The organism is Pseudomonas sp. NPDC089401, assembly GCF_044749485.1.
Taxonomy (GTDB): domain Bacteria; phylum Pseudomonadota; class Gammaproteobacteria; order Pseudomonadales; family Pseudomonadaceae; genus Aquipseudomonas.
Map to the genome: position 1 here is coordinate 546,475 of NZ_JBIVIA010000001.1, position 22,189 is coordinate 568,663.

The 22,189-nt window shown below is 63.4% G+C and carries 21 protein-coding genes, 4 tRNA genes and 1 pseudogene; 13 read left to right on the plus strand and 13 right to left on the minus strand.

Features of this window, described 5'->3' with window-relative positions:
* The first annotated feature begins 190 nt into the window (after positions 1–190).
* A complete protein-coding gene (locus ACIP21_RS02520) occupies positions 191–1,048 on the plus strand; it encodes a LysR substrate-binding domain-containing protein (RefSeq protein WP_400683579.1) in 858 nt (285 codons plus the stop codon).
* A 49-nt stretch (positions 1,049–1,097) separates the two neighbouring features.
* Here ACIP21_RS02520 and ACIP21_RS02525 read toward each other — a convergent pair whose 3' ends face one another.
* A complete protein-coding gene (locus tag ACIP21_RS02525; RefSeq protein WP_400683581.1) occupies positions 1,098–2,381 on the minus strand; it encodes an arsenic transporter in 1,284 nt (427 codons plus the stop codon).
* A gap of 86 nt (positions 2,382–2,467) precedes the next feature.
* The gene (locus tag ACIP21_RS02530) at positions 2,468–3,055 is read right to left on the minus strand and encodes a biliverdin-producing heme oxygenase (protein WP_400683584.1); all 588 of its coding nucleotides are present in this window, start codon (positions 3,053–3,055) and stop codon (positions 2,468–2,470) included.
* Positions 3,056–3,195: 140 nt separating this feature from the next.
* On the opposite strand from ACIP21_RS02530, the gene ACIP21_RS02535 reads away from it, so the two are divergent.
* On the plus strand, positions 3,196–3,735 hold the full coding sequence (locus ACIP21_RS02535) for a histidine phosphatase family protein (protein ID WP_400683586.1): 540 nt from the start codon (positions 3,196–3,198) through the stop codon (positions 3,733–3,735).
* Between the two features lie 18 nt (positions 3,736–3,753).
* Here the strand turns inward: ACIP21_RS02535 and ACIP21_RS02540 are convergent, their stop codons facing one another.
* The 4 genes and pseudogenes from ACIP21_RS02540 to ACIP21_RS02555 all read right to left on the minus strand — a co-directional run bounded on the left by ACIP21_RS02540 (position 3,754) and on the right by ACIP21_RS02555 (position 7,690).
* Positions 3,754–4,539, minus strand: coding sequence for a sulfite exporter TauE/SafE family protein (locus tag ACIP21_RS02540; RefSeq protein WP_400683588.1), 786 nt, complete (start codon positions 4,537–4,539; stop codon positions 3,754–3,756).
* A gap of 244 nt (positions 4,540–4,783) precedes the next feature.
* On the minus strand, positions 4,784–5,524 hold the full coding sequence (locus ACIP21_RS02545) for a methyl-accepting chemotaxis protein (RefSeq protein WP_371856883.1): 741 nt from the start codon (positions 5,522–5,524) through the stop codon (positions 4,784–4,786).
* A gap of 117 nt (positions 5,525–5,641) precedes the next feature.
* Positions 5,642–6,670, minus strand: a pseudogene (gene mcpA, locus ACIP21_RS02550) (methyl-accepting chemotaxis protein McpA); the annotation flags it as partial.
* A gap of 141 nt (positions 6,671–6,811) precedes the next feature.
* Positions 6,812–7,690, minus strand: coding sequence for a LysR family transcriptional regulator (locus ACIP21_RS02555; protein ID WP_400683591.1), 879 nt, complete (start codon positions 7,688–7,690; stop codon positions 6,812–6,814).
* A gap of 103 nt (positions 7,691–7,793) precedes the next feature.
* On the opposite strand from ACIP21_RS02555, the gene ACIP21_RS02560 reads away from it, so the two are divergent.
* Positions 7,794–8,222: a PACE efflux transporter gene (locus ACIP21_RS02560; protein ID WP_400683593.1), complete on the plus strand. Its 429-nt coding sequence runs from the start codon at positions 7,794–7,796 to the stop codon at positions 8,220–8,222.
* Between the two features lie 115 nt (positions 8,223–8,337).
* Here the strand turns inward: ACIP21_RS02560 and ACIP21_RS02565 are convergent, their stop codons facing one another.
* From ACIP21_RS02565 to folD, 5 genes are all read right to left on the minus strand, one after another.
* Complete coding sequence (locus ACIP21_RS02565; RefSeq protein ID WP_400683595.1) at positions 8,338–9,381, minus strand: hypothetical protein; 1,044 nt, start codon at positions 9,379–9,381, stop codon at positions 8,338–8,340.
* Positions 9,382–9,459: 78 nt separating this feature from the next.
* Positions 9,460–10,140, minus strand: a complete 681-nt coding sequence (locus ACIP21_RS02570; protein WP_400683597.1) for a GntR family transcriptional regulator — start codon at positions 10,138–10,140, stop codon at positions 9,460–9,462.
* Positions 10,141–10,156: 16 nt separating this feature from the next.
* A complete protein-coding gene (locus tag ACIP21_RS02575; RefSeq protein ID WP_400683599.1) occupies positions 10,157–10,861 on the minus strand; it encodes a FadR/GntR family transcriptional regulator in 705 nt (234 codons plus the stop codon).
* Between the two features lie 45 nt (positions 10,862–10,906).
* Positions 10,907–12,217: a C4-dicarboxylate transporter DctA gene (locus ACIP21_RS02580; protein WP_400683601.1), complete on the minus strand. Its 1,311-nt coding sequence runs from the start codon at positions 12,215–12,217 to the stop codon at positions 10,907–10,909.
* A 360-nt stretch (positions 12,218–12,577) separates the two neighbouring features.
* Positions 12,578–13,432, minus strand: a complete 855-nt coding sequence (folD, locus tag ACIP21_RS02585) for a bifunctional methylenetetrahydrofolate dehydrogenase/methenyltetrahydrofolate cyclohydrolase FolD (RefSeq protein ID WP_400683604.1) — start codon at positions 13,430–13,432, stop codon at positions 12,578–12,580.
* A gap of 271 nt (positions 13,433–13,703) precedes the next feature.
* Between folD and ACIP21_RS02590 the strand changes: the two genes are divergently transcribed.
* From ACIP21_RS02590 to ACIP21_RS02605, 4 genes are all read left to right on the plus strand, one after another.
* Positions 13,704–13,780, plus strand: a tRNA-Arg gene (locus ACIP21_RS02590).
* A 42-nt stretch (positions 13,781–13,822) separates the two neighbouring features.
* Positions 13,823–13,898 (plus strand) — tRNA-His (locus ACIP21_RS02595).
* Between the two features lie 56 nt (positions 13,899–13,954).
* Positions 13,955–14,039, plus strand: a tRNA-Leu gene (locus ACIP21_RS02600).
* A gap of 38 nt (positions 14,040–14,077) precedes the next feature.
* Positions 14,078–14,153, plus strand: a tRNA-His gene (locus ACIP21_RS02605).
* 91 nt (positions 14,154–14,244) lie between these two features.
* Here the strand turns inward: ACIP21_RS02605 and ACIP21_RS02610 are convergent.
* Together ACIP21_RS02610 and ACIP21_RS02615 are read right to left on the minus strand one after the other, a co-directional pair.
* Positions 14,245–14,544 (minus strand): XRE family transcriptional regulator, encoded by a 300-nt coding sequence (locus ACIP21_RS02610; RefSeq protein WP_400683606.1) that lies wholly within the window; start codon positions 14,542–14,544, stop codon positions 14,245–14,247.
* The gene (locus ACIP21_RS02615) at positions 14,541–14,894 is read right to left on the minus strand and encodes a type II toxin-antitoxin system RelE/ParE family toxin (protein WP_400683608.1); all 354 of its coding nucleotides are present in this window, start codon (positions 14,892–14,894) and stop codon (positions 14,541–14,543) included. Before ACIP21_RS02615 ends, ACIP21_RS02610 begins: the two co-directional genes overlap by 4 nt.
* A gap of 200 nt (positions 14,895–15,094) precedes the next feature.
* Between ACIP21_RS02615 and ACIP21_RS02620 the strand changes: the two genes are divergently transcribed.
* The 6 genes from ACIP21_RS02620 (at position 15,095) to ACIP21_RS02645 (ending at position 22,071) form a co-directional block, all read left to right on the plus strand.
* Positions 15,095–15,394: a DUF6388 family protein gene (locus tag ACIP21_RS02620; RefSeq protein ID WP_400683609.1), complete on the plus strand. Its 300-nt coding sequence runs from the start codon at positions 15,095–15,097 to the stop codon at positions 15,392–15,394.
* Positions 15,395–15,646: 252 nt separating this feature from the next.
* A complete protein-coding gene (gene tig, locus ACIP21_RS02625) occupies positions 15,647–16,960 on the plus strand; it encodes a trigger factor (protein WP_400683611.1) in 1,314 nt (437 codons plus the stop codon).
* Between the two features lie 91 nt (positions 16,961–17,051).
* Positions 17,052–17,693, plus strand: a complete 642-nt coding sequence (gene clpP, locus ACIP21_RS02630) for an ATP-dependent Clp endopeptidase proteolytic subunit ClpP (protein ID WP_012271562.1) — start codon at positions 17,052–17,054, stop codon at positions 17,691–17,693.
* 108 nt (positions 17,694–17,801) lie between these two features.
* Positions 17,802–19,085 (plus strand): ATP-dependent Clp protease ATP-binding subunit ClpX, encoded by a 1,284-nt coding sequence (gene clpX / locus ACIP21_RS02635; protein ID WP_110744985.1) that lies wholly within the window; start codon positions 17,802–17,804, stop codon positions 19,083–19,085.
* A gap of 164 nt (positions 19,086–19,249) precedes the next feature.
* Positions 19,250–21,646: an endopeptidase La gene (gene lon, locus ACIP21_RS02640; RefSeq protein ID WP_400683613.1), complete on the plus strand. Its 2,397-nt coding sequence runs from the start codon at positions 19,250–19,252 to the stop codon at positions 21,644–21,646.
* Positions 21,647–21,798: 152 nt separating this feature from the next.
* The gene (locus ACIP21_RS02645; RefSeq protein ID WP_400683615.1) at positions 21,799–22,071 is read left to right on the plus strand and encodes an HU family DNA-binding protein; all 273 of its coding nucleotides are present in this window, start codon (positions 21,799–21,801) and stop codon (positions 22,069–22,071) included.
* Positions 22,072–22,189 lie beyond the last annotated feature (118 nt).

Consider the following 22,189-nt stretch of genomic DNA (forward strand, 5'->3'; position numbering starts at 1 on the left):
GGGCCAATCTAGCGAGGGCAGTGGTTGCCGGGTATCGAATAAAAAATAAGCCGGGCATAAATAACATTTATGCCCTCAGGTCGCGTCGTTACTGGGCAGGCGCAGGGCGCAGGCGGGTTTGACAGGGCTTTTCAATGGTCGGCCTAATGCCCTTCAAAGCGGTTCAGGCCCATCTGCCGAGGTGCGTTTCGTGCGTCTTCTTGACCTTGCCTTGCTCCACAGTTTCAAGACAATCGCCGAATCCAAAAACCTCTCGGTGGCCTCCCAGCGGCTGCATAAAACCCAGGCGGCGGTGAGCATCCAGCTGAAAAAGCTCGAAGCGCTGGTGGGCGAACGGCTGGTCGAGCGCGGGCATCAGAGCACGGTGCTCACCGCCCATGGCGAGCGCCTGCTGGAATACGCGCGCAAGATGCTGGCGCTGAGTGACGAGGCCATGGCCCATTTCACCAAGGGCGAAGTGTGCGGCACCGTGCGCTTCGGCATCCCGGACGACTATGCCGGCGCGTTCCTGCCGCCGGTGATCCGGCAATTCACCCGGCGCTACCCCAAGGTCAGCCTGAAAATCCGCAACGACATCAGCCAGAACCTGTTCACGGCGCTTGAGGATGGTGAACTGGACCTGGCGCTGGTGACCCAGCGGGCGGCGGATGGCAAGGGCGAGGTATTGCGCTGCGATCCGTTGCGCTGGGTGGGCGCGGCCGGCTTTACCCTGGATCGCAGCGTGCCGATTCCCTTGGCGCTGTATCCCCATGGCTGCGGGTATCGGCGGCATATTCTCGCGGCGCTGAGCGCGAGCCTGATCGACTATGAAGTGGCCTTCGAGTGCACGGGGGTGACCGGGGTGCAGTTGGCGGTGGAGAGCGGGCTGGCCATCGCGGCGACGTCGACACCCTTGATTCAGCCGGGTTGGCAGCTTCTGGAAGTCGGCGAGGCGGGGTTGCCGGTGTTGGGCAATGTGATCATCGAGCTGCGCCAGGGCATGCGTGAGCCCTCTGCCGCGGTCAGCTTCTTTGCCGACGAACTGCGCAGGCATGTCACTGCCCGTTAGCTCGCTGTTCCCGAATGGTTGCTGGAGCTTATCCCCTGTGGAACCCCATTCAGATGCTCAGGCGCAATGCCAGCGCCGCCAAGGTCACCAGCAACACCGGCACCGTCAGCAACACCCCGACCTTGAAGTAATACCCCCAGCCGATCGTCACCCCCTTGCGCGCCAGCACATGCAACCACAGCAAGGTCGCCAGGCTGCCGATCGGGGTGATCTTCGGCCCCAGGTCGCAGCCGATCACGTTGGCGTAGACCATCGCCTCGCGCACCACGCCCTGGGCCTCGCTGGCGTGGATCGACAGCGCGCCGATCAACACGCTGGGCAGGTTGTTCATGATCGACGACAACAGCGCCGCGATCAGCCCGGTGCCCAGCGCAGCGGCCCAGACGCCATGCTCGGCCAAGCCGTTCAGCAGGTGGGTCAGCGAGTCGGTCAGGCCGGCGTTGCGTAACCCGTACACCACCAGGTACATCCCCAGGGAAAACACCACGATGTGCCACGGCGCCTCACGCAGCACGCGGCGGGTGCTGATCACATGTCCGCGCGCCGCCACCGCGAACAGCACCAGCGCGCCAGCGGCGGACACGGCGCTGACCGGGATGCCCAGCGGCTCCAGCACGAACAGCCCGGCCAGCAACCCCACCAGCACCACCCAGCCGACGCGGAAGGTGGCGCGGTCACGGATGGCCAGGGCCGGCAGCTTGAGGTCGTCGACGGCGTAAGCGGCGGGGATGTCGCGGCGAAAGTACAGCCACAGCACCAGCAGGGTCGCCGCCACCGCCACCAAGTTCACCGGCACCATCACCGCCGCGTAGGCGTTGAATCCCAGGCCGAAGTAGTCCGCCGAGACGATGTTCACCAGGTTCGACACCACCAGCGGCAGGCTGGCGGTGTCGGCGACGAAGCCCGCGCCCATGACGAAGGCCAGGGTCGCGGCGGGGGAGAAACGCAGCGCCAGCAGCATCGACATGACGATCGGGGTGAGGATCAGCGCCGCGCCATCATTGGCGAACAGCGCTGACACTGCCGCACCCAGCAGCACCATGAAGGCGAACAGCCGACGCCCGTCGCCACGCGCCCAGCGCGCCACATGCAGCGCTGCCCATTCGAAGAACCCGGCCTCGTCCAGCAGCAGGCTGATGACGATCAGGGCGATGAAGGTGGCGGTGGCGTTCCAGATGATCGCCCAGACCGTGGGGATATCGTGCAGCGAGACCACACCGAACAGCAGCGCCAACAGGGCGCCGAGGCTGGCGCTCCAGCCAACGCCGAGGCCTCTGGGCTGCCAGATGACCAAGGTCAGGGTGAACAGGAAGATCAATGCGGCTGGGAGCATGGGCGAGGGCTGCCGAGGTCGGTGAACGGGGGTACCGGCTTTGGACATCCGTGGGTCCTGCATGAAGTTGCAAACCTCGACAGCCTCTAGCTCAGGACGTCGCGTTGGCCAAGCCATTGTTCGAAGCATGCGAAAGTCGCGACCGCGGCTTGCACGGTGGCGGCCTGGGCCGCCGGTGCAGCAGGCGCCTGGCCGAGCCGTTCGAGAAAACTGCGCCAGTAGCTGCCGGTCAGCTCGCCATACACGTCGAAGAAGCTGGCGCCATTGCCTGGGCCGAAATCGAAGCGTTCGGCCATGGCTTTCTTCAGCACCTGGCCACCCAGGGTAGAACCTTCGAGCACATACATCACGCCCAGGGCGCTGGCTTCGTCTTCGATGGCCGGAAGGGCCTGGCACAGGGGCAGGGCATCGATGTCGGCGCTGCTGAGGTTCAGTGCCTGCAGGTCCAGGCTCAAGGCCGGCGTCTTGGCGCGGCGGGCTTCCTGGTAGCTGCCGAGGCGGGCTTCCAGGGGGGCATGAAAGCCGTAGTAGGCCTGCAGCAGGCGGCGGTAGGCGGTGCTGTCGAACGCGGGGCTGAAGAACGGCAGGCGGGCTTCCAGTGCCTTGTGGCAATCACGGGTGCCTTCGCGCAGGGCGAGCAGCAAGGGGCTGGGGGCGGTAGTGCGGGTGGGCATCGTTCGGACTCTGCTGGCAATTTGCCTAGGTTGGAGTGACGATGCTAACCCGGCGTTCCACCTTGGCGTGACATTGTTGCGGTAAAAAATCCGCCAGCGTGATAAACCGTTGGGCCCGACCCGACAGCAAGCGCCTACCGGTGAAAGCCATCCGCCTGACCCTGATCTGCCACGCCCTGACCCAGGCCCAGAAGTCCGGCTGCCTGGCCCACGCCGACGACGGCATACTTGCGCTGGCGCACTCGCCCCAGGGGCTCGCCGCCGAGGTACGGGTGCTGACGGCACCGGAACGGCGGGCCTGTGAAACGGCTGCAGGTTTCTCGGCCCAGGTGCAGGTCGAGCCGGCGCTGGCCGACTGTTGCCTGGGCCGCTGGCAGGGCATGCCGCTCAAGCGCTTGCAGGCCGAGGAGCCGGAGGCCTTGGCGCGCTGGTTGGGCGACCCGCACAGCGCACCCCATGGCGGTGAATCGTTCGCCCGGTTGTGCGAGCGGGTAGGGGCGTGGCTTGCGGCCTTCGACAGGCCGGGAGCATGGTTGGCGGTCACGCACCCGTGGGTGATGCGTGCCGTGCTGATGACGCTGCTGGAGTGTCCGCTGGGCGCCGCCGGGCGCATCGATGTGTTGCCGCTGTCACGGCTGGAACTGAGCTATGCCGGGCAGTGGCGCTTGCGTCTGGGCTGACGAGCGCCGCAGCGCGGGTCAGAACGCCAGCTTGTAGCCGATCAGCAGCAGCATGCCGGCCAGGCACGGGCGCAGCACGCGGTCGGAAATGCGCCCGGTGAGGTGGCTGCCCAGGTAGATGCCCGGCAGCGAACCCAGCAGCAGGTAGCCCAGAAGCGACCAGTCCATGTTGCCCATGCCGGCATGGCCGATGCCGGCGACCAGGGTCAGCGGCACGGCGTGGGCGATCTCGGTGCCGACCAGCCGGCGGGTGGCCAGGAACGGGTAGAGCAGGAACAGCGCCACGGTACCCAGCGCGCCGGCACCGATCGAGGTCAGGGTGACCATCACCCCCAGCAGCACGCCGGTGAGTACGGTCAGGGTCTTCAGGCTGCGATCGCTGAGGTGGTAGTGGTCGCCGGCATGGCGGTTGGCGAAGGCTTGCAGGCGCGACTTGAACAGGATCGCCAGGGCAGTGAGGATCAGCACCACCGCCAGGCCTTGCTTGATGATGCCGTTGAGCGCCGAGGTGTCGGTGTGCAGGGTGCTGAGGAACCACAGGGTCAGCGCCGCTGCCGGCACGCTGCCGAGGCTCAGCAGGCCGGTGATCTTCCAGTCGATGTTCTTGTTGCGGGCATGCACGAAGACGCCACTGCCCTTGGTGATGGCTGCATAGAGCAGGTCGGTGCCGACTGCAGTGGCCGGGTTGATGCCGAACCACAAGAGGATTGGTGTCATCAGCGAGCCGCCACCGACGCCGGTCATGCCGACGATGAAGCCCACCACCAGTCCGGCAATGGTGAAACCGAAAGAACCTACATCCATACGCTACTCGACTGCCCAGCTTTGCCCGTTATCGGATGGGTGCCAGCATATAGGGAGTTTTTTATAGCCAAATAGACTTGTTCGTTATTAGGTTATAACCACAGCGGCTCTGCCTTTACGCGATCCCTGTAGGAGCGGGTTTACCCGCGAAGGCGTCACCGCGGTGGTTGGCACGGGCTACGCCCGTGTTCGCGGGTGAACCCGCTCCCACAGGTGCAGCGTGGCTGTGCCTGTGGGATATGACCTAGATCCTGAAGCTGCCCACCAACTGCTTCAGCCGCCCGGCCTGCTGGGCCAGTGCATCGCAGTGCTGCAGCGTCTGGTTGAGGTTCTGCACCCCTTGCTGGTTGAGCGCGTTGATCTGGGTGATGTCCAGGTTCAGGCTCTCGACCACGGCGGTCTGTTCTTCGGTGGCGGTGGCCACCGACTGGTTCATGCCGTCGATCTCGCCAATGCGCTGGGTCACGCTGGCCAAGCGTTCGCCGGCCTGGTTGGCCACCTGCACGGTCTGCTCGCTCGACACCTGGCTGGTGTTCATGGTGTGCACCGCCTCGCGCGAGCCCACCTGCAGGCTGGTGATCATGCGGTGGATTTCCTCGGCCGACTCCTGGGTGCGGTGCGCCAGGTTGCGCACTTCGTCCGCGACCACGGCGAACCCGCGCCCGGCCTCACCGGCACGTGCCGCCTCGATGGCGGCGTTGAGCGCCAGCAGGTTGGTCTGCTGGGAAATGCCCTTGATCACGTCGAGAATCTTGCCGATCTCGTCGGTGCTGGCGTTGAGCGTCTCGATCTGCTCGCACGATTCGCTGATGCGCTGGGACAACGCGGTCATGGCGCTGATCGCTTGTTCGACCACTTCGCGGCCACCGTGGGCCTGTTCGCTGGCGCCGCTGGCGTGTTGCGAGGCATCGGCGGCGTTGCGGGCGATTTCCTGGGTGGCGGCGCCCAGCTGGTTGATCGCCGCCGCCACGCTGTTGGTGCGCATGCTCTGCTCTTCGGAGCCGCTGATCGAGGCATTGGACGCATTGACCACTTGCTCCGACAGGTCGTGCACCAGGCGGGTGGCCGAGGACACTTCGGCGATCGAGGTGTGGATGCGCTCGACGAAACGGTTGAACGAGCTGGCCAGTTCGCCGAACTCGTCCTGCTGCTGCACGTCCAGGCGCCGGGTCAGGTCGCCTTCGCCCTCGGCGATGTCGCGCATGGCACGGCCCATGGTGGTCAACGGGCGCATCAGCACGGGGATCAGCAGGCCCAGCAGGCCGGCGATGGCGGCCACGGCAATGAGCATGGCGATGATCGCCGAGGTGCGGAACTGGCTGAGGGCGGCGTAGGCCTTGTCCTTGTCGATCGACAGGCCGATGTACCACTGCGCCGACGGCAGGCCGCTGACCGGGGCGAACGAGATCAGCCGCTGCTGGCCGTTGAGGGTCACGTCCTGCAGGCCGGTGGTCACGCGCAGGCCGCTGCCGGGGTAGATGTCCTTGAGGTTTTTCATCACCTGGTCTTTGGCCGGGCTGACGATCACCTGGCCGTTGCTGTCCGCGAGGAAGGCATGGCCCAGGCCGCCGAAGTCCACCGAGTTGATGATCTCGACCAGGGTGTCGAGGGTCAGGTCGCCGCCGACCACGCCGATCAGCTCGCCATTACCGCGGCTTTTCACCGGCGTGGCGATGGTTACCATCAAGCCGCCGACAGCGCCCTGGTAGGGCTCGGTGAGCACGGTCTGGCCGGCGCTGGCGGCGCTGCCGTACCAAGGGCGCTGGCGCGGGTCGTAGCCGGCGGGCATCTGCGTGTCGGGGCGCTGGGTGAACACGCCGTTGGCCTGGCCCAGGTAGGTGAAGAGGAAATTTCGCGTGTAGGAAGGTTGCTCGATCAGCCCGGTCAGGGTTTCGCCGGCGCCCTGCTGGGCAATGTCCTGGGCCAGGTTTTCCAGCACCAGGATGCGCCCGCTCATCCAGTTCGACACACTGCTGGCAGTCAGCGCGCCGGACTGCTGCATGGACGACTCGATGTTCTGGCGGAGGGTGTTGCGTTGCAGGTAGTCGTTGTAGAGCGTGAACAGGGCAAACGCCAGCACCACGACACCGCAGGCGCTGAGGAGGATCTTGTGGCGAAATTTCAGGTTCATGTTTCGAGACCTTGGGCCAGGGAGGGGAGGCGCCGCGCGCTTGTGACGCGGTGGCGGCCTGTCAGCTGGGATATCGGCTCAAGGGGTAAAAGATTGAAGCACTTGCGGCATTCTCCTGAGCCCATTTCGACGGACGGTGGGCTAGCGTGCAGCGAGCAGTTCGATCAGCAATCGGGCGGCCTGGCGCAGCGGTTGCTGTTTGCGCCACAAGGCGTGGACCGGCAGCTCGAGTGCGTTGCGGGTGTTGCCGAATTGCAGGCGCACCAGCCGCCCGGCGGCCATCAACGGCGCGACCCTGGCCAGGGGCAGGTCGCCCCAGCCGAGCCCGGCCTCGACCATCTGCAAGGCCAGGTCGAAGCTGTCGGTGCACCAGTGGCTGGCGCCGATCAGGGCGCGTGGGTCGCTCAGGGGCAGGTCGCGGCTGCGCACCAGGATCTGGCGCACGTTGATCAGGTCCTCCAGGTTGTGGATACGGCCGCTGCGCAGGGCCGGGTGGGCAGGTGACAGGGTGGCCACCAGCGACTCCGTGCCGATGTGCTGGAAGCCGCGGCGGGCATCGACTTGAAGGCCGGCGAAGGCCAGGCACAGGTCGGCGCGGCCGCTGTCGAGCAGGTGCAAGGCTTCTTCCTGGGGCGCGCTGAGCAACTGGATGTCGAGCAGCGGATAGCGCTCGCCAAGCCGGGCGATGGCAGCCAGCAATGGGCGGTGGTCGATGTCGGGGACCACGGCAATCGCCAGGCTGCTTTCCAGGCCCTGGGACAGTTCCAGCGCATGCACCTGCAGCAGCCCCAGCTGCTCGGCGATCAGGCGGGCATGGGGTTCGAGCGCCAGCGCCTGGGCTGTGGCGCGGACTTCGCGAGAGCCGCGTTCGAACAGGGTATAGCCCAGTTCTGCCTCGAGGTTGCCAATGGCCATGCTGACCGCCGATGGCACGCGGCCGAGTGTGCGTGCCGCAGCGGAAAAGGAGCCGCGATCGAGCACGGCAAGAAACAGCTGGATGTTGTCGCTGGAAAAGTTCATGGCAGCCTCCTGTCAGCCAATCTGAAAGCTGCTGACTTTTCCTGTCAAGAACATTGAATCATCCTCGCGCCCCATCACTACTCGCCACATGAGGTAATCCCGGGTGCAGGGCATGAAACGCAAACTGGTCTACGTGACCTTCTACGAACTGATCGGCCTGTGCATGTCGACCCTGGGGCTGGCCTACCTGTCCGACACCCAGGCTTCGCATACCGGGCCGCTGGCGGTGATGATCACCACCATCGCCATGCTCTGGAACCTGATCTACAACAGCCTGTTCGAGTGCTGGGAAAGCCGCCAGGCCACACGCGGGCGCAGCGTGGCGCGGCGGGTGGCGCATGCCATCGGTTTCCAGCTGACTTTGGTGGTGTACCTGATTCCGCTGATTGCCTGGTGGTTGGGCATGAGCCTGGTGGAGGCGTTTTTGGTGGACCTGGCGTTCATCATCCTGGTGCCGTGCTACACCTTTGCCTACAACTGGGCGTTCGACCGGATCTTCGGCTTGCCCACTTCGGCCGTGGCCACCGCCTGAGCACAGCAGGCCTGGCCTCTTCGCGGGTAAACCCGCTCCCACAGGTACTGCGCGGCCCTCGGGCTGGACGCTATCCCTGTGGGAGCGGGCTTGCCCGCGAAGAGGCCAGTGCAGGTCAAGGCGGCAGGCGAATCAACAAGGGTTCTTGCGGCGCTTGCTCCACTTGCGGTTGAGGGGCGGTGGCCAGCAAGCTGTCCTCCACCTGCCCCGACAGGTAATACACGCCCGCCATGGCCCCGCTCTGGCGATTGTCCATCAGCTCCTGCCATTCCTGGTTCAGCGCCACGTTGAGGATGACCCGCAGTTGCTCGACCATCTGCGGCTGTTCGTGGCTGTGGCTGATCATGCCATAGCCGGTCGCCACGACCGAAATCATGGCCCCGGCCACCTTGCCCACGGCGCTTGCCACGGCACTGGCAACCCCGCGCGGGGCGAGGGTGGCGGCGAGCTTTTCGCTGGCATCGGTGGCGACCGATGACAGCCCCGCGTCGGTTCTGCCCGGGCCCTTGGCGGCCAGCTGGCGCAGATGCTCGCGCAAGGCCAGCCAGGCCGGTTGCTGTTCCAGTGGCTTGGCGCGCAGCAGTTGGTACAGCGAGGCATCGCGCGCCGGCGGTGGCCCGAGGTTGATCGCCGGGATGCGGTTCAGGCGCTGGCTGACCTGGTCGGGCGGGGCGTTGTAGCGCTGGATGATGACCGGCAACTGCTGGCCAAGCAGTTGCAGGTAGATTTCGCTGGCGCGGTCGCGAATGCCTTCGGGGTTGATCTGCTCGGCCACCGGCTCGATCACCCGTTCGTGGTACTGCTCCTGCAGGTACAGCGCCAGGCGCTTCTCCGCGGGTTCACGGCCTTCACCGCTGTCGAGCTTGTACCAGGCCACCTTCATGGTCAGCCATTGCTGGGTCCAGTAGCCGGTGAACCAGGGGATGAAGTCGCGCTCGGTGCGCTGCTGCACCTGCTCCTTCCAGACCCGCATCGAACGCCGCGCATAGTCGTTGGCCGAGCCTGCGGCGCCGACCGACGCTTCGAGCAGTTCCTGGTCGATGCGCTGCCAGGTGGCAGGGGTGAGCACGGCCGCCGGCGGCGGCGCGGGCGGGCGCTTGCCGGCGCAGCCGGCGAGGGCCAGCAGGAGGCAGGGCAGGATCAGCGATCGTGGGCTCACTCGGCTGCCTCCCGGAGTAGAGGCGGGGTTTCTTCCGAGTATAGGGTGGCGCCAGGGGGGCTGCAGCGCCGCCCCGGCCTATTCGAGGTCGAGCTTGTCTTCCAGGCGGTCCAGGTGCTCATGCATCAATGCCAGCGCCGCGTTCGCATCCCCGGCCTCCACGGCATCGATGATCAACGCATGCTCTTCCCAGGCGCAGTGGTCGCAGCAGGGCGATTCATAACGGGCGATGATCAGCGACGTCATCGGCACCAGGCCGTTGAGAAAGCGCGCCAGCGGCGCATTGGCTGCCACCTGGGCGAGCTTGAGGTGGAACTCGCCGCCCAGGCGGATCGCCGCGCAGCGTTCGCCACGCTCGTGGTGCTGGCGCTCGCGTTCCACCAGTTGGCGCAGCTGGCGAATCTGCGCCGGCCGGGCGCGCTGCGCGGCCAGGCTGATCAAGGTGGTTTCGGCCAGGCGCCGGGCACTGAGCACCTGGCGCGCCTGCTGCGGATCTGGCGCGGCCAGGTGTGCGGTGTGGCTCGGGCGCTGGACCACTACCTGCTGGTCCGACAGGCGGCCCAGCACCCGGCGGATCACCGTGCGGCTGACACCAAAGGCATTGCCCAGGGCCTGCTCCGGCAGCAGGCTGCCGGGCGCCAGGCGCTGCTCGAGGATGGCGTCGAACAGGCGCGGGTAGATCTGTTCGGCCGACAGGCGGGTTTCGCCGGCGGCGAGCAGGGCAGGCAAGCCGGGGACGGTGTGGGCGCAGGCGGTCATGGTCGCTCTCCTGGGGTCATGGGCCGGGCTGTTCGTCCGGAATGTTGAGTGGGATGCCCATGCGCTGCCCCTCGGCGAGGATGTGCTGGCGCATCTGGGCACTGGCCTGGGCGCTGTTGCGCTCGCGGATGGCGCGCACCACGGCCTGGTTTTCTTCGAGCCGCGCGGCCAGGTGCTCGGGCGAGTTGCGCAGCATGTCGGCGCTCTGCTTGAGGGCATTGCCGGTCTGCTGCACCACGCTCTGGAAGATCGGGTTGGTGGTCAGGGCGAACAGTGCCTCATGGAAGGCGATGTAGGCCCTGGCGCCGGCTTCGCTGTCCTCGGCGTCGAGGGCTTCGCGCATGTCCATCAGGGTCAGGCGCAACTGACCGATGTCCTGGCTGTTGGCCGATTGCGCCACCAGGCCGACGATGAAGGGTTCGAGGGTGTAGCGCAGTTCCAGCACGTCGGCCAGGCTGGCCGACGCCGTGCTTTCGCGGAGCGGTTCCTGGGTGGCGGCATCGGCGTCCAGCACCAGCACCCCCTTGCCTGGCAGCGAGCGCACCAGGCCCAGGGTTTCCAGCACGGTCACCGCTTCGCGCAGGCTCGGGCGGCTGATGCCCAGTTGTTCGGCCAGTTCGCGCTGGCCCGGCAGCATGTCGCCGCTGCGCCACTGGCCGCGGGCCAGGGCCTTGCGCAGTTTGTCCACCACGGAGGTGACGACGGTCGATGAGCTGATCACGGTTCGCTCCTGAAAGGGCCGGCGTCGACGCCGGCCACAGGGTATTCAGATTTCCTGTTGATGAGCGCTGGCCTGCTTGCGCGTGGCCGGGGCGAAGCCAGGCTTGCCGTCGAGCACGTTCTGCGCGCGTTCCAGGTCGATGTCCTTTTCCCAGCGGGCGATGGCCACGGTGGCCACGCAGTTGCCGATGAGGTTGGTCAGGGCCCGGCCGATACCCATGAACCAGTCCACCGCCAACACCAGCACCAGGCCCACCACCGGAATCGCCGGCACGGCGGTCAGGGTGGCGGCGAGGATCACCAGCGCCGAGCCTGGGATGCCGTGAGCACCCTTGGAAGTCACCAGCGACACCAGCAGGATGGTCAGCAGGTCGGTCATTTCCAGCGGCGTGCCGGTGGCGTTGGCGATGAACACGATGGCCAGGGTCAGGTAGATCGAGAAGCCGTCGAGGTTGAACGAGTAACCGGTGGGGATCACCAGGCCCACGGTGGAGCTGCCGATGCCCAGGTGTTCGAGCTTGCGCATGATCTGCGGCAGCACGGCGTCGGAGGAGGCGGTGCCGAGGACGATGGTCAGTTCTTCACGCAGGTACTTGATGAACGGCAGCAGCTTCAGGCCCGACAGGCGCATCACCGTGCCCAGCACGATCAGCACGAAGCCGGCGCAGGTCAGGTAGAACAGCGCCACCAGGCCGCCCAGGTGCTGCAGCGATTCAATGCCGTACTTGCTGGTGGTGAAGGCGATGGCGCCGAACACGCCGATCGGCGCCAGGCGCACGATCATGCCCATGATGCGAAACACCACATGGCTCAGTTCGTTGATCAGCCGCGAGATGCCGGCGGCCGAGTCGCCCACCAGGTTCAGGGCACTGCCGAACAGCACCGCGAACAGCAGCACCTGGAGGATGTTGTTGTCGGCGAAGGCACCGATCACCGAGGTCGGGATCAGGTCCATGAAGAACGCCGTGGCGCCGTGGATGTGCTGGCCGCGTTCGGCCAGGCTGCTGGCGTCGGCGCTGGAAAGCTGGTCGAGGTGGATGTTGGCGCCGCTGCCGATGCCGCTGCTGAAGGCGAACACCAGGCCGATGAGCAGGGCTATGGTGGTCAGCACTTCGAAGTAGATCACCGATTTCAGGCCGATCCGCCCGACCTTCTTGAGGTCGCCGGCACCGGAAATGCCACTGACCACCACGCAGAACACGATCAGGCCGATGAGCATCTTGATCAGCTTGATGAAGCCGTCGCCCAGGGGCTTGAGCTGCAGGGAAAGGTCGGGGAAGCTGAGGCCGCAGGCGATGCCGAGGGCAAGGCCGAGCACGACTTGAAGGAAGATCGAACGCGAGCACCATTTGAGCATGGGAGGGATCTCTTGATCGGTGTCCTTGCTTCGGTAGCCGCACGGGGCGAAAGAGCGCAGGACTTAATTATTGTGGTCTTACCGGTTTGTTCAGCGCGGGATCATAAAAGCGCGAAAAAAACCACTTTGCAAGGGATTTTGGCCTTACCGGTCTGACCAGTTATGGCGCATTGGCGGCGGTCCGGCTCTAGTTCGGTGCATGGCGGCGCGGCGGGGTGCGCTGCCAGTTGGTGAAGGAACCAGGCCATGCTCAATGCCGGGTTCACTGCTGCAATCAGCTTGCCAAGATGCCTTTGACAAAACGTGCAGGCAAAAAAAACGGCACCTGCCAGAGGTGCCGTTCTCATTGTTCGCGCTGCGTTACTTATGCAGTTCTTCGGCTGCGTACAGCGTGTTCTCCAGCAGGCAGGCGCGGGTCATCGGGCCGACGCCGCCCGGTACCGGCGTGATCCAGCCGGCGCGGGGCAGGGCGGTCTCGTAGACCACGTCGCCGACCAGCTTGCCGTCGTCCTGACGGTTGATGCCGACGTCGATGACGATCGCGCCTTCCTTGACCCACTCGCCCTTGACCAGGCCGGGCTTGCCGGCGGCCACGACCACCAGGTCGGCACGGCCGACATGGCCGGCCAGGTCCTTGGTGAAGCGGTGGCAGACGGTCACGGTGCAGCCGGCCAGCAGCAGTTCCATGGCCATCGGGCGACCGACGATGTTGGAGGCGCCGACGATGACCGCGTTCATGCCGTACAGGTCCTGGCCGGTGCTTTCCAGCAGGGTCATGATGCCTTTCGGCGTGCACGGGCGCAGCAGCGGGATGCGCTGGGCCAGGCGGCCGATGTTGTACGGGTGGAAGCCGTCGACGTCCTTGTCCGGGCGGATGCGCTCAAGCAGCAGCGAGGCGTCCAGGTGCGCCGGCAGCGGCAGTTGCAGCAGAATGCCGTCGACGGCCGGGTCGTCATTGAGGCGGTCGATCAGCTCGGTCAGGGCTTGCTGCGTGGTATCGCTGGGCAGGTCGAAAGCCTGGGAGATGAAGCCGACCTCTTCGCAGTCCTTGCGCTTGTGCGAGACATAGACTTGGGAGGCGGGGTCGGTGCCGACCAGGATCACCGCCAGGCCCGGCGTGCGCAGGCCTTGCTGGCGACGCTCCTCGACACGTTGAGCGATCTGCTTGCGCAGGTTGGCGGCGATCGCCTTGCCATCGATTAGGTGTGCAGTCATAGACGCGTGATTAACCATCGAGAAAGGAACAATAAAGAGGGCGCATTCTCGCACGACACAGCCCGAGGGCAAAGGCGGGTGGTCGGGCAAATCCCCTAACCCCTTAAATAATTTAAATTTTTTTGAAAAAGGTGTTGACGACCTGGGGGCTCGCCTATAAGATTCGCCGCACTTGTCGGGCACAGCCTAGCACTGGTTGGCTTAGTCGGGCAGAATGAGTGGTTTGACAGTTCGCTGTTAAGTTCTTGTTCAGTTAGGCTTTGAAGCTTAAGCGCCCGTAGCTCAGCTGGATAGAGCATCCGCCTTCTAAGCGGATGGTCGCAGGTTCGAGTCCTGCCGGGTGCGCCATTAGGCAGCTTGGGCAAGCAAGTAAGGCTGTAATGCAATATGGTGGGCGTAGCTCAGTTGGTAGAGCGCTGGATTGTGATTCCAGTTGTCGTGGGTTCGATTCCCATCGTCCACCCCATATTCGACGAAGGCGCCTTGGATTGAACGATCTGGCGCCTTTGTTTTAAGCGTTACGCGGACGTGGTGAAATTGGTAGACACACTGGATTTAGGTTCCAGCGGCGCAAGCTGTAAGAGTTCGAGTCTCTTCGTCCGCACCATGCTTCTGTAGGGTTGTACCGCAACACACCGCATTATGGTGGGCGTAGCTCAGTTGGTAGAGCGCTGGATTGTGATTCCAGTTGTCGTGGGTTCGATTCCCATCGTCCACCCCATATTTTTCGAAGGCGCCTTGATCGTGAGATCGGGCGCCTTTGTTGTTTTTGGGTCTTGAAGGGTTGCGATGTCGGTCTGTGTGCAGCCTGCTCAGGTGGTGGTGCAGCCGGGCACCAGGCGTACTTCCACTCGTTGTCCCAAGGCGCGAGCGGCGCTGGCCAGGGTGGCCAGGGTCATGCTGGAGTCATTCTGGTCCAGTGCGCGATCTACGGCAGTTCGGCTGGTGTGCATGCGTTCGGCCAGGGCTTTCTTGGTCATGTTCTGGTGCTTCATGGTTTCGGCAATTTGCCAGGCAATCACGCGCTTGAGGGCTGCGGCGGTCACTTCTTCTGCCAGTTCCTGTTCGCACAGAAAGTCATCGAAGTCGGAGCCGATGTGTGGGTTGGTCATATGTATTGCTCCAGGGCTGCTTGGCGTCGTCTGGCGGTTTCGAGTTCGACAGTCGGTGTTTTCTGGCTTTTCTTGATAAAGCCATGAAGCAGGACCGTCGTGTTTCCTTTGGCGGTAAAGAGTACGCGTGCGGTGGTGTCTTCCAGGTTGATCCTGGTTTCCCAGAGCGCCTTTTCCAGCTTCCTGGCCAGAGGCATGCCGACCGGCCATCCGATCTGGACGGTCATGATGTGCGTGCCAATCAGTCGCTTCTGTTCTCGGGGTAGGGATGCGAGCCAGTCGCGGACTGGTTCGCTGCCTGCTCCTGTGCGGTAAAAGCAGACCGTCAGGGTGGGGGCTTCGTTGTTCATGAGAGCGTACCAAAAAAGGTACTTCATTCAAGCGATGTTGCGATTTGCGGGGTATCGGTGCAGTCCTTCGGGTTTGTGGGAAAGTTCTTTCGCAAAGATCCTAGGCGCCCCTTGTAATCCTCTGGTGGCACCCCAATAAAAGCTGTTAGATTTCAGCCGGTTGAAACACCGGCCCAATTGGCCGGCAGAGGAACACCCCAATGATTGCAAAAGAAGCCCGCCAGGCCCTGGCATTGCAGCGTTTTGCCGAAGCCAACCCGCAGCTGCTCGAAGAGATTCGCGAGCTGGATGCGCGTGAGCAGGCCCAGCAGATCGAGTGGGCGTTCGAGGATGCTGCCGACGAGCAGGGGCTTCAGCCCTGGGAGCTGGCGTTGCAGTTGATCGCCGAAAGCCCGGAAGAACTCAAGGCCATGCGCCTGGAAACCCATCGTGAGGTGGCCGAGGCGCTGGGGCTGGAATGGGAAGAATACTGCCAGTTCAACGAGATCGATCCCGAGTAAAGCGGGGTTGCGCTCGGTCAGGCAGTTGTTTGACAGCGTTTTACGGTTGCGTGCTGCCTCCAGGGTGGAGCGCGACCTTCTATATAGAGAGGCCCGGCACTTCAGGTGTGCCGGCCTTGCAAGCCAATCGACCGGCGTGGGCTACCGTCGTTCCGGGTGGGGTGACTTCTGGTGCGTGACTCACTAGAATGTTTGCCCTTGATTCTGGAGTCGGGCTATCGCCGGCTAACGTCTGTGCAACGAGGAATATCCATGCAAGTTTCTGTTGAAAACACTTCCGCTCTCGAGCGCCGCATGACCATCGCCGTTCCGGCCGAGCGCGTCGAGAACGAAGTCAACAAGCGTCTGCAGCAGACTGCCAAGCGCGCCAAGGTCGCGGGCTTCCGCCCAGGCAAGGTGCCGATGAGCGTGATCCGTCAGCGTTTCGAAGCCGATGCCCGTCAAGAGGCTTTCGGTGATCTGGTCCAGGCTTCCTTCTACGAAGCCATCGTCGAGCAGAAGCTGAACCCGGCCGGTGCTCCAGCCGTTGAGCCCAAGTCCTTCGAAAAGGGCAAGGACCTGGAATTCGTCGCCATCTTCGAAGTGTTCCCTGAGTTCACCGTTGCCGGTTTCGACTCGATCAACGTCGAGCGCCTGAGCGCCGAAGTGGCCGACGCCGACCTGGACAACATGCTGGAAGTGCTGCGCAAGCAGAACACCCGCTTCGAGGCTGTCGAGCGCGCCGCGCAGACCGACGACCAGGTCAACATCGACTTCGTCGGCAAGGTCGACGGTGAAGTGTTCGCCGGTGGTTCGGCCAAGGGCACCCAGCTGGTACTGGGCTCCAATCGCATGATCCCAGGCTTCGAAGACGGCCTGGTAGGCGCCAAGGCGGGCGAAGAGCGCGTTGTCAACGTGACCTTCCCCGAGGACTACCAGAACCTGGACCTGGCTGGCAAAGCCGCCGAGTTCACCATCACCGTCAACAGCGTATCGGCCCCTGCGCTGCCAGAGCTGAACGAAGAATTCTTCGCCCAGTTCGGCATCAAGGAATCGACCCTGGAAGGCTTCCGCACCGAAGTTCGCAAGAACATGGAGCGTGAACTGCGCCAGGCCATCAAGACCAAGGTGAAGAACCAGGTCATGGACGGTCTGCTGGCCGCCAACCCGATCGAAGTGCCGAAAGCCCTGCTGGAAAACGAAGTCAACCGCCTGCGCGTCCAGGCTGTTCAGCAGTTCGGTGGCAACATCAAGCCTGAGCAACTGCCGGCCGAGCTGTTCGAAGAGCAAGCCAAGCGCCGCGTGGTGCTGGGCCTGATCGTTGCCGAAGTGGTCAAGCAGTTCGAGCTGAAGCCTGACGAAGGCAAGGTTCGCGAAATGATCGAAGAAATGGCTTCGGCTTACCAAGAGCCTGAGCAGGTCATCTCCTGGTACTACAAGAACGACCAGCAACTGAACGAAGTGCGTTCGGTTGTGCTGGAAGAACAAGTTGTAGATACTGTTCTGCAGAAAGCGACTGTGACCGACAAGTCGGTCTCGTACGAAGATGCCGTTAAGCCAGCCCAGGCCCAAGCCGACGCTGAGTAACAGGCTACTCTCGTAGGAAACCCCCACAAGCCAGCCTTCGAGCTGGCTTGTGCGTATTCAAGCCATGACTATTTGGGAGTGAGCGCAGGACATGTCCCGCAATTCTTATATTCAGCAGAGCTCTGACATCCAGGCCGCAGGCGGCTTGGTCCCGATGGTTATCGAGCAGTCCGCCCGCGGCGAACGTGCCTACGACATCTACTCGCGCCTGTTGAAGGAGCGAGTGATTTTCCTGGTCGGCCCAGTAGAGGATTACATGGCCAACCTGGTAGTGGCACAGATGCTGTTCCTCGAGGCGGAAAACCCGGACAAGGATATCCATCTCTACATCAACTCCCCAGGCGGCTCGGTCACTGCTGGCATGTCGATCTACGACACCATGCAGTTCATCAAGCCGGATGTCTCGACCATCTGCATCGGCCAGGCCTGCAGCATGGGCGCCTTCCTGTTGACCGCGGGTGCCAAGGGCAAGCGTCACTGCCTGCCGAACTCGCGCGTCATGATTCACCAGCCGCTCGGCGGCTTCCAGGGCCAGGCTACCGACATCCAGATCCACGCCCAGGAAATCCTCAGCATCAAGGCGCGTCTGAACGAGTTGCTGGCCTACCACACGGGCCAGGATCTCGAGACCATTCAGCGTGATACTGAGCGTGACAACTTCATGAGCGCCTCGCGCGCGGCCGAGTACGGCCTGATCGACTCGGTTTACGACAAGCGGCAACTGGCCTCCTGAACCCAGGTGTCAGAGCAGGTAGGTGCCGAAAGCGCCTACCTGCGGACTTGAAAAAGCCCGCAATTGCCTTCATCTTGTGTTGCAAGCCTACCGGATTGGATCGATCGAATGACTGACACCCGTAACGGCGAGGACAGCGGCAAATTGCTTTATTGCTCCTTCTGCGGCAAAAGCCAGCACGAAGTGCGCAAACTGATTGCCGGGCCCTCGGTATTTATCTGCGACGAGTGCGTCGACCTGTGCAACGACATCATCCGTGAGGAGGTGCAGGAAGCCCAGGCCGAGAGCAGCGCGCACAAATTGCCTTCGCCGAAAGAAATCAGCGGCATCCTGGACCAGTACGTGATTGGTCAGGAGCGCGCGAAAAAGGTGCTGGCCGTAGCGGTGTACAACCACTACAAGCGCCTGAACCAGCGTGACAAGAAGGGCGACGAAGTCGAGCTCGGCAAGAGCAACATCCTGCTCATCGGGCCTACCGGCTCGGGCAAGACCCTGCTCGCCGAAACCTTGGCACGCCTGTTGAACGTACCGTTCACCATTGCTGACGCCACCACCCTGACCGAAGCCGGTTATGTGGGTGAGGACGTCGAGAACATCATTCAGAAACTGCTGCAGAAGTGCGACTACGACGTGGAAAAGGCCCAGATGGGCATTGTCTACATCGACGAGATCGACAAGATCTCGCGCAAGTCGGACAACCCGTCCATCACCCGTGACGTATCGGGCGAAGGCGTGCAGCAGGCGCTGTTGAAACTGATCGAAGGCACCGTCGCTTCGGTACCGCCGCAAGGTGGCCGCAAGCACCCGCAACAGGAATTCCTGCAGGTCGATACCCGCAATATCCTGTTCATCTGCGGTGGCGCCTTCTCCGGCCTGGAAAAGGTCATCCAGAACCGCTCCACCAAGGGTGGCATCGGCTTTGGCGCCGAAGTACGCAGCAAGGAAGAAGGCAAGAAGGTCGGCGAATCGCTGCGCGAAGTCGAGCCGGACGATCTGGTCAAGTTTGGCCTGATCCCCGAGTTCGTCGGCCGTCTGCCGGTGCTGGCGACCCTCGACGAGCTGGATGAGGCTGCGCTGATGCAGATCCTCACCGAGCCGAAGAACGCCCTGACCAAGCAGTACGCCAAGCTGTTCGAGATGGAAAGCGTGGACCTCGAGTTCCGCAGCGACGCCCTCAAGGCGGTCGCTCGCAAGGCCCTGGAGCGCAAGACTGGCGCCCGTGGCCTGCGTTCGATCCTCGAAGGCGTGCTGCTCGACACCATGTACGAGATTCCTTCGCAGAAGGATGTCAGCAAGGTGGTGATCGACGAGAGCGTCATCGAAGGCACTTCGCAGCCGCTGATGATCTACGAGAACAGTGAGCCGCAAGCCAAGGCCGCGCCCGACGCCTGATTCAGGCGGTTGCCGGGTGCTGGCAGCAAGCAAGAAAGGGGCCTACGGGCCCCTTTCTGCTTTTCCTGTACAAGCGCTTGTAATTTCCAGGGCGTGCCCCCACATTAGGTCCAAGCATCATTTCCACCGGTTTCCGGCCATAAGGCCGCTGTAGAGGCGAAATCATGAAGACCACCCTCGACTTGCCTCTTTTGCCATTGCGCGATGTCGTCGTCTATCCGCACATGGTCATCCCACTGTTCGTGGGGCGTGAGAAGTCCATCGAAGCCCTCGAGGCCGCGATGACGGGCGAGAAGCAGATCCTGCTGCTGGCCCAGAAGAACCCGGCCGACGACGATCCGGGCGAAGACGCCCTGTATCGCGTGGGCACCGTCGCCACCGTGCTGCAACTGCTGAAGCTGCCCGATGGCACCGTCAAGGTGCTGGTCGAGGGCGAGCAGCGCGGCGCCGTGGAGCGCTTTACCGAAGTCGAAGGGCACGTCCGTGCCGAAGTTTCCCTGATCGATGAAACCGACGCCGCCGAGCGCGAGTCGGAAGTGTTCGTGCGCACGCTGCTGTCGCAGTTCGAGCAGTATGTCCAGCTGGGCAAGAAAGTCCCTGCCGAAGTGCTCTCGTCGCTCAACAGCATCGAAGAGCCTGGCCGCCTGGTCGACACCATGGCGGCGCACATGGCGCTGAAGATCGAGCAGAAGCAGGAAATCCTCGAGATCGTCGACCTGACGGCGCGGGTCGAGCATGTGCTGGCCCTGCTGGACGCGGAAATCGACCTGCTGCAGGTCGAGAAGCGCATTCGTGGCCGGGTCAAGAAGCAGATGGAGCGCAGCCAGCGCGAGTACTACCTGAATGAGCAGATGAAGGCCATTCAGAAGGAGCTCGGCGATGGCGACGAAGGCCACAACGAAGTCGAAGAGCTGAAAAAGCGCATCGAAGCCGCTGGCCTGCCGAAAGACGCCCTGGCCAAGGCCCAGGCCGAGCTGAACAAGCTCAAGCAGATGTCGCCGATGTCGGCCGAGGCCACCGTGGTGCGGTCCTACCTCGACTGGCTCGTGCAGGTGCCGTGGAAGGCCCAGAGCAAGGTGCGCCTGGACCTGACCAAGGCCGAGGAAATCCTCGATGCCGACCACTATGGCCTGGAAGAGGTCAAGGAACGCATCCTCGAGTACCTCGCCGTGCAGAAGCGGGTGAAGAAGATCCGTGGCCCGGTGCTGTGCCTGGTCGGCCCGCCTGGCGTGGGCAAGACCTCGCTGGCCGAGTCGATCGCTGCCGCGACCAACCGCAAGTTCGTGCGCATGGCCCTGGGTGGCGTGCGTGACGAGGCCGAGATCCGCGGCCACCGCCGCACCTACATCGGCTCCATGCCAGGCCGCCTGATCCAGAAGATGACCAAGGTGGGTGTGCGCAACCCGCTGTTCCTGCTCGACGAGATCGACAAGATGGGCAGCGACATGCGTGGCGACCCGGCCTCGGCGCTGCTGGAGGTGCTCGACCCCGAGCAGAACCACAACTTCAACGACCATTACCTGGAGGTCGACTACGACCTCTCGGACGTGATGTTCCTGTGCACCTCGAACTCGATGAACATCCCGCCGGCGCTGCTCGACCGCATGGAAGTCATCCGCCTGCCGGGCTACACCGAGGACGAGAAGATCAACATCGCGGTCAAGTACCTGACGCCCAAGCAGGTCAAGGCCAACGGCTTGAAGAAGGAAGAGCTGGAGATCGACGTCTCGGCGATTCGCGACATCATCCGTTACTACACCCGCGAAGCCGGTGTACGTGGCCTGGAGCGGCAGATCGCCAAGGTCTGCCGCAAGGTGGTCAAGGAACACACCGGGCAGAAGCAGGTCAAGGTCAAGGTCGCCAGCGAGCAGCTCGAGCACTTGCTCGGCGTGCGCAAGTTCCGCTACGGCCTGGCCGAACAGCAGGACCAGATCGGCCAGGTCACCGGCCTTGCCTGGACCCAGGTGGGCGGCGAGCTGCTGACCATCGAGTCGGTGGTCATCCCCGGCAAGGGCCAACTGATCAAGACCGGCTCGCTGGGCGATGTCATGGTCGAATCGATCACTGCCGCGCAAACCGTGGTCCGCAGCCGTGCCCGCAGCCTGGGGATCGCCGCCGACTTCCACGAGAAGCACGACGTGCACATCCACATGCCGGAAGGCGCCACGCCGAAGGACGGCCCGAGTGCCGGTATCGGCATGTGCACCGCGCTGGTGTCGGCGTTGACGCAGATTCCGGTACGTGCCGACGTGGCCATGACCGGTGAAATCACCTTGCGTGGCCAGGTGTTGGCCATTGGCGGGCTGAAGGAAAAACTGCTGGCGGCACACCGGGGCGGGATCAAGACCGTGATCATTCCGGAGGAGAATGTTCGCGATCTGAAAGAGATTCCGGAAAATATCAAACAGGATCTGCAGATCAAGCCGGTCAAATGGATTGACGAAGTCCTGCAAATTGCGCTGCAATACGCCCCGGAGCCCTTGCCAGATGTGGCTCCTGAGATTGTCGCGAAAGATGAAAAGCGCGACGGCGATGCTAAGGAAAGAATCAGCACGCATTAGTAGTTTTTGGCTGGGGGGCTTTCCTTGACAGTTTTTTCGGGGCCTTGCTATAAAGCGGCACGCTATTGTCGACAGGCCACCCAGCGCACGTTTGATAAGCTTTTCATTACATACTTAGAAACAAACTCAATAGAGAAATAAGGGGACTTAGAGTGAACAAGTCGGAACTGATTGACGCTATCGCTGTATCGGCTGACATTTCCAAAGCTGCCGCCGGCAAGGCTCTGGACGCTGTGATCGACTCCGTGACTGGCGCCCTGAAAGCAGGCGACGACGTCGTTCTGGTTGGCTTCGGCACCTTCTCGGTCAAAGAGCGCGCCGAGCGCGCTGGCCGTAACCCGCAAACCGGCAAGGCGATCAAGATCGCTGCTGCCAAGGTTCCAGGTTTCAAGGCAGGCAAAGGCCTGAAAGACGCCGTCAACTAAGTCGTCTTTCAGCCGGACCCGGCCTGGCCTGGTCCGAGCACGGTGAAGGCGGGGCGCAAACGTTCCCGCCTGACACGTTTGCTAAGCAAAGGCGCATCCTTGGATGCGCCTTTCTTTT